The 6,000-nt window shown below is 74.2% G+C and carries 6 protein-coding genes; 3 read left to right on the top strand and 3 right to left on the bottom strand.

Going from position 1 to position 6,000, the window contains the following annotated elements; translation table 11 throughout:
- Positions 1-56: 56 nt before the first annotated feature.
- A complete protein-coding gene (locus tag E0D90_RS05780; RefSeq protein WP_103503105.1) occupies positions 57-662 on the top strand; it encodes a MarC family protein in 606 nt (201 codons plus the stop codon).
- A gap of 25 nt (positions 663-687) precedes the next feature.
- Here the strand turns inward: E0D90_RS05780 and E0D90_RS05775 are convergent, their stop codons facing one another.
- Together E0D90_RS05775 and E0D90_RS05770 are read right to left on the bottom strand one after the other, a co-directional pair.
- A complete protein-coding gene (locus tag E0D90_RS05775; protein ID WP_130796846.1) occupies positions 688-1,617 on the bottom strand; it encodes an alpha/beta fold hydrolase in 930 nt (309 codons plus the stop codon).
- A gap of 150 nt (positions 1,618-1,767) precedes the next feature.
- On the bottom strand, positions 1,768-3,546 hold the full coding sequence (locus E0D90_RS05770; RefSeq protein ID WP_130796850.1) for a DEAD/DEAH box helicase: 1,779 nt from the start codon (positions 3,544-3,546) through the stop codon (positions 1,768-1,770).
- Between the two features lie 243 nt (positions 3,547-3,789).
- On the opposite strand from E0D90_RS05770, the gene E0D90_RS05765 reads away from it, so the two are divergent.
- Both E0D90_RS05765 and E0D90_RS05760 read left to right on the top strand, forming a co-directional pair.
- Complete coding sequence (locus E0D90_RS05765) at positions 3,790-4,539, top strand: ferritin-like fold-containing protein (protein WP_103500482.1); 750 nt, start codon at positions 3,790-3,792, stop codon at positions 4,537-4,539.
- Between the two features lie 69 nt (positions 4,540-4,608).
- On the top strand, positions 4,609-5,139 hold the full coding sequence (locus E0D90_RS05760; protein WP_130796845.1) for a hypothetical protein: 531 nt from the start codon (positions 4,609-4,611) through the stop codon (positions 5,137-5,139).
- A 54-nt stretch (positions 5,140-5,193) separates the two neighbouring features.
- Here E0D90_RS05760 and E0D90_RS05755 read toward each other — a convergent pair whose 3' ends face one another.
- Complete coding sequence (locus E0D90_RS05755) at positions 5,194-5,967, bottom strand: hypothetical protein (RefSeq protein ID WP_103504620.1); 774 nt, start codon at positions 5,965-5,967, stop codon at positions 5,194-5,196.
- Positions 5,968-6,000: the final 33 nt, after the last annotated feature.

Here is a 6,000-nt window from a genome sequence, read left to right as displayed (position 1 = left end):
CCCCCGGCGCCCGTCCCCGGACGGACGCCGTCCCTTCTCACCCCCTGGGCACCACCATGTTCGACGCCGCGCTCTTCGGCTCCGTCTTCGTCACCCTGTTCGTGATCATGGACCCGCCGGGCACCACCCCGGTCTTCCTGGCCCTGACCTCCGGCCGCCCGGTGCGCACCCAGCGCCGGATGGCGTGGCAGGCGGCGCTGGTGGCGCTCGGGGTCATCACCGTCTTCGGTCTCGCGGGACAGCAGATCCTCGACTACCTCGGGGTGACGCTGCCCGCGCTGATGGTCGCCGGTGGTCTGCTCCTGCTGCTGGTCGCGCTCGACCTGCTCACCGGCAAGATGGAGGAGCCGACCCAGACCAAGGACGTCAACGTCGCGCTCGTGCCGCTGGGCATGCCGCTGCTGGCGGGGCCGGGCGCCATCGTGACCGTGATCCTGGCGGTGGAGCGCGCCGACACCGCGTGGGACCAGGCGGCGGTGTGGGCCGCGATCGTCGCCATGCACCTGGTGCTGTGGCTGACCATGCGGTACTCGCTGTTGATCGTGCGGGTGATCAAGGACGGTGGTGTGGTGCTGGTGACGCGGCTGTCCGGCATGCTGCTGTCGGCCATCGCGGTGCAGCAGATCGCCAGCGGGGTGATCGGCTTCATCGAGAACGGCTGAGCCGGGCCCGTCGGCCGGCGCCGGCTCAGCTGCCGGGCCGCCCCGCGTCGAGCGCGGTCCAGAACTCCAGCAGCGCGGCGGCGGTGGGACCGGGCTGCTCGGCGTTGGGCGAGTGGGCGGCACCCTTGATCACGGTGCGCCGGGCGCCGAGGCGCTCGGCCATGTCGTCCATCAGGGGCAGCGGCCAGGCGTCGTCACGTTCGCCGGAGACCACATGCACCGGGACACCGGTCGCGGCCAGACGCTCCACCCGGTCCGGTTCGAACCGCAGCTGCCGGCCGGTGGCCCGCAACTGACCCCGGTGGTTGCTGAGCCAGCGGCGGCGCATGAACCGGCTGACGGCATCGGTGCCCTCCTTCGGGTTCAGCGCCTGCCAGACCCGTTCCGGGCCGGCCACCGGCATGAGGGCGGCCAGCGCCCTGGTGCGCCAGCGCGGCCAGCGCGCCACCCGGCCGGGGCCGGAGGAGAGCAGCGTCAGCGACGCGAACGGGGCGGGGTCGCGCAGGACGGCGCCCCGGGAGATCAGGCCGCCGAAGGAGTGGCCGAGCAGGTGGAGCTCACCGCCGCCACCGTTCGCGTCGCCTACGCCGCCACCCGTGCCGTCACCGCTGCTTTCCCGGGCCCCGTGACCGTCCGCCGCTCCGGTGACCGCTTCGGCCTGGGCCAGGACGTCCTCGGCGAGGGCCCCGATGCGGTAGCCGTCCCGTCCGGTGGGCGGCGGGGTCTCGTACTGGCCGCGTCCGTCGACCGCCACCGCCCGGTACCCGGCGTCGGCGAGCGGCGCCAGCAGGGCGATGAAGTCCTCCTTGCTGCCGGTGAAGCCGGGGACCAGCAGCGCGGTGCCCAACGCCGTGCCCGCCGGGCGGGCCTCCAGGGCGGCGAACTCACCGCGGCGGGTCCCGATCCGCCGGGCGGTGACCCTCGACGGTGGCTCGATGAACGGAGGTCTGCTCACCGGGTCACTGTAACGAGCGGGCGCCGCCCTCCCCTGGTGTGGGGAGGGCGGCGCCCGTGGTGGCCGCCTCGGTGGGAGGCCGGTGGTGCGTTCACGTGGGGGCGGCCTGCGACCGCCGGCCCGTGGGCCGGGGCCGCCGCCCCTCTGTGGTCAGTCCTCGGCGTGCGGCATGGCGGCCGCGCCGCCCGCGGCGGCCCGGGTGCGCCGGCGACGGCGGGGCTTGCGTGCCGTCGCCTCACCGGCGTCGGCGGCCGGCGCGGTGGCGGTCGCGGTGGCCTGGGCCTCGGCGGCCGGCTCCGCAGCGCCCCCGCCGGAGCGGGTACGGCGCCGGCGACGCGGCTTGCGGACGCCGTCGGCGGCCGGTGCCGCGCCGTCGCCGTGGGGGGCGACGGTGGCCTCACCGGTGGCGGGCGGGGCGTCGGCCCCGGTCGCCTCGGCGCCACCGCGGGTGCGACGGCGCTGACGCGGCGCGCGGGCGGGGCGCTCCTTCTCCTCGGTCCGGCCACGGGTGGCGCGCCCGGCCCGTCGGCTGTCCGGTCCACCGAGGTCCTCGACCTCTTCGGCGTCCAGCCCGGCCCGGGTGCGGTCGGCGCGCGGAAGGACGCCCTTGGTGCCCTTCGGGATGCCGAGGTCGCTGTAGAAGTGCTCCGAGGTGGAGTAGGTCTCCGGCGGCTCGTGGAAGGCCAGGCCGAGTGCCTTGTTGATCAGCTGCCAGCGGGGGATGTCGTCCCAGTCGACCAGCGTGACGGCGTTGCCCTTGGCCCCGGCGCGGCCGGTGCGGCCGATCCGGTGCAGGTAGGTCTTCTCGTCCTCGGGGGTCTGGTAGTTCACCACGTGGGTGACGCCCTCGACGTCGATGCCGCGGGCGGCGACGTCGGTGCAGACCAGGACGTCGACCTTGCCGTTGCGGAAGGCGCGCAGCGCCTGCTCGCGGGCGCCCTGGCCGAGGTCGCCGTGGACGGAGCCCACCGCGAACCCGCGGGTGCCCAGCTTCTCGGCGACATCGGCGGCGGTCCGCTTGGTCCGGCAGAAGACCATGACGAGCCCACGGCCGTCGGCCTGGAGCAGCCGCGCCACCATCTCGACCTTGTCGAGGGAGTGCGCGCGGTAGACGTGCTGGGTGGTGTTGGCCACGGTCAGGCCCTCGTCGTCCGGCACCGTGGCGCGGATGTGCGTGGGCTGGCTCATGTACCGCCGGGCGAGGGAGATGACCTGGCCGGGCATGGTCGCGGAGAACAGCATCGTCTGCCGGCGGGCCGGCAGCATCTGCATGATCCGCTCGACGTCCGGCAGGAAGCCGAGGTCGAGCATCTCGTCGGCCTCGTCGAGGACGAGCGTCTTGATCTCCGACAGCCGCAGCTTGCGCTGGCCGGCGAGGTCGAGCAGCCGGCCGGGCGTGCCGACGACCACGTCGACGCCCTTGCGCAGCGCCTCGACCTGGGGCTCGTAGGAACGGCCGCCGTAGATGGCGAGCACCTGGACGTTACGGGCCTTGCCGGCCGTCTGCAGGTCGTTGGTGACCTGCTGGCACAGCTCGCGGGTGGGAACGACGATCAGCGCCTGCGGCGCCTCCGTCAGCTCCTCCGGCTTGGCACGGCCGGCCTCGACGTCGGCGGCGACGGTGACGGACTCCAGCACGGGGATACCGAAGCCGAGGGTCTTACCGGTGCCGGTCTTCGCCTGTCCGATGACGTCGGACCCGGCGAGGGCGACCGGAAGGGTGAGTTCCTGGATCGGGAACGGGGTGACGATGCCGACGGCCTCAAGGGCCTCGGCGGTCTCGGCCAGGATCCCGAGACTGCGGAAAGTGGTTGTGGACAGGGTGCTTGCCTCTTCTGTGTGACGCGAAGCACGATGGCGAGGCGGGTCGTGTCCTACCGCGCCGGCGGTCGGCCCGTGGGGGGCCGTCGCGGCGCGGGACCCGGTCATCTCACTCAAGCGCATGCACCGCGCGAGCGGGTCCCACATTGCGGACAGGGCGTCCGCACGCGGGCGGTCAGTCGGAGCCGATCGGGCCACCGACCGGGCATCCGCGGGTCCTGGTCCTGCCAGGAATCTCCACATCAAACGGGACCCGCCGTCTTGGCGGGTCCATATCACTGTACCCCGGAACCGCGCACATGTGTCAGGGGCAATCGATAGGGCAGGAGGTCCCGGGCTATTCTGCGGACCATGGAGACGCCCGAACAGTCAGCTGCCGAGACCGGCCCCGACGAGGAGCGCCCCACGGGCGTCGCCGCGCAGAACTGGGACGGCGCCTCCGCCGACCCGCGGTACCGCGCCGCCGTCGTGGACCTGCTGGGCGCGCTGGCGTACGGGGAGCTGGCGGCGTTCGAACGGCTCGCCGCCGACGCCCGGCTGGCGCCCGGCCTCGACGACAAGGCCGCGCTGGCGCGGATGGCCGCGGCCGAGTTCCAGCACTACGACAACCTGGCACGCCGGCTCGCTGAGGTCGGCGTGGAGCCGGCAGCCGCCATGGAACCGTTCGCCGCGCCGCTGGACGAGTTCCACCGGCTGACCGCGCCGTCGGACTGGCTGGAGGGCCTGGTCAAGGCGTACGTCGGCGACGCCATCGCCGCGGACTTCTACCGCGAGATCGCGCACCGGCTGGACTCCGACACCCGCGAGCTCGTCGTCGGGGTGCTCGGTGACACCGGCTACGCCGACTTCGCCGTCGACAAGGTGCGCACCGCGATCGAGGCGGACCCGCGGCTCGGCGGCCCGCTGGCGCTGTGGGCGCGGCGGCTGATGGGCGAGGCCCTCTCCCAGGCACAGCGGGTGGTCGCCGACCGCGACGCCCTGTCGACGATGCTGGTGGGCGGCGTCGCCGACGGCTTCGACCTGGCGGAGATCGGGCAGATGTTCGCGCGGATCACCGAGGCCCACACCAAGCGGATGGCGGCGCTGGGCCTGGCGGCCTGACCGCCCCGGGCCCGCCCGGATCGCGACCGGACGGTGCGCGGCGGCACCCCCGCGCTCTACGGTGGTGCGATGGAGACCACGCTGCTGGACGCGGCCCTCGTCGAGGAGTCCGCGAAGAAGTCCGGACTGGTATGGGTACGCGGCGGCGAGGGCCCGGCGCGCGCGCTGTGGCACCTCTGGCACGACGGCGCGCTCTGGCTGGTCGGCGGCCCCGGTGAACAGCCCCTGGACGGCCTCGGCCTGGTGGACGGCGGGACGGCGACGGTCACCGTGCGCAGCAAGGACAAGGGCGCCCGCCTGGTGGTCTGGTCGGCGCGGGTCAGCGAGCCGGCGCCGCGCGGCGAGGAGTGGACCGCCGCCGCCGAGGAGCTGCGGGGCAAGCGGCTGAACGCGCCGGACGCCGCCGGCCTCGTGGAACGCTGGGCGGCTGAGTGCCGGCTGCTGCGGCTGACGCCCGAGGGGCCGGTCACCCAGCGGCCGGGCGCCATGCCCCAGGAGTCGGGCGCGGAGCCGCCCCGGCCGTCACCGGCGCTCACCCGCGTCAGCGTGCCGACCGGGCTGCCGGCCCGCCGCGGCCGCCGGCGCGGCGAGCGGGGCTGAACACGGCGAGCGGGGCTGAACACGGCGAGCGGGGCTGAACGCGGGCCGTGCCGCTCAGTCGGCGTCCTTGAGGATCTTGTCCCCGTAGTCGACGATCTGGTCCTCGGCGGGCGCCCGCAGCGTGAACTCCTCGTTCCAGTCGGCCATCCGGATCTCGCCCGCCTCACCACCGCGCTCCAGGCGCAGCGGGTAGGGGTCGCCGATCAGGGAGACCTCCAGGACACCGCCGGCGCCCTCGTCGGCGATGACGCTGATGGTCTCGACGCCGCCGATCTCCCCACGCTCCCCGGTCTCCCGGGTGCCCTCCAGGGTGAGCAGCAGGTCGAGCATGACGGACTTGTCCGTGAAGCCGCTGAGCTGCTCGTACGAGGGGTCCTCGGGTGCGACCTTGACGTACATGCCGTCCAGTTTCTCGGCCGGGTCGATGCCGGGATCGGCCTCGTCCTCCTCGGACTGCTGGAACTGCCAGAACGCCGCGTCGGCCTTGATGAAGAGTTCCTCCTCTATCCGGAGGATCTCGAAGGTCATGCCCTGGGTGGAGACCTCTCCCATGCCTCCCTGCGGCCCGAGGCGCATGTCGAGCCGGAACCCGGCCTCGCCCGCGGTGACGGTGCCGGAGAGCCGCAGGGCGTCCGCTTCCCCCGCCACCGCGAGGGCCCGCTCCTCGACCGTGTCGGCGGGGAGGGAGGCGAGGCCGTTGGTGCCCTCGTCGGGGTCGGGGGGCGGCTCGCTGGAGCAGCCCCCGAGCAACCCGGCGCCGGCGGCACACAGCAGGCCGCTCACCAGCGCGTCGCGAAGGGGGTGCCGCCTGCGGGCTCGTACGGTCACGGGGGCTGCCACTCCTCGGTTCGGTGGGGGCCG

The sequence above is a fragment of the Streptomyces otsuchiensis genome (genome assembly GCF_004305975.1).
GTDB classification, from domain to species: Bacteria; Actinomycetota; Actinomycetes; order Streptomycetales; family Streptomycetaceae; genus Streptomyces; species Streptomyces otsuchiensis.
This window is presented reverse-complemented; position numbering and strand designations above follow the sequence as displayed.

Excerpts from the sequence above, each read along its gene's own strand:
- E0D90_RS05780 (WP_103503105.1), top strand. The coding sequence starts at position 57 with ATGTTCGACGCCGCGCTCTTCGGCTCCGTCTTCGTCACCCTGTTCGTG.
- E0D90_RS05760 (WP_130796845.1), top strand. The coding sequence starts at position 4,609 with ATGGAGACCACGCTGCTGGACGCGGCCCTCGTCGAGGAGTCCGCGAAG.
- E0D90_RS05765 (WP_103500482.1), top strand. The coding sequence starts at position 3,790 with ATGGAGACGCCCGAACAGTCAGCTGCCGAGACCGGCCCCGACGAGGAG.
- E0D90_RS05770 (WP_130796850.1), bottom strand. The coding sequence starts at position 3,546 with ATGACCGGGTCCCGCGCCGCGACGGCCCCCCACGGGCCGACCGCCGGC.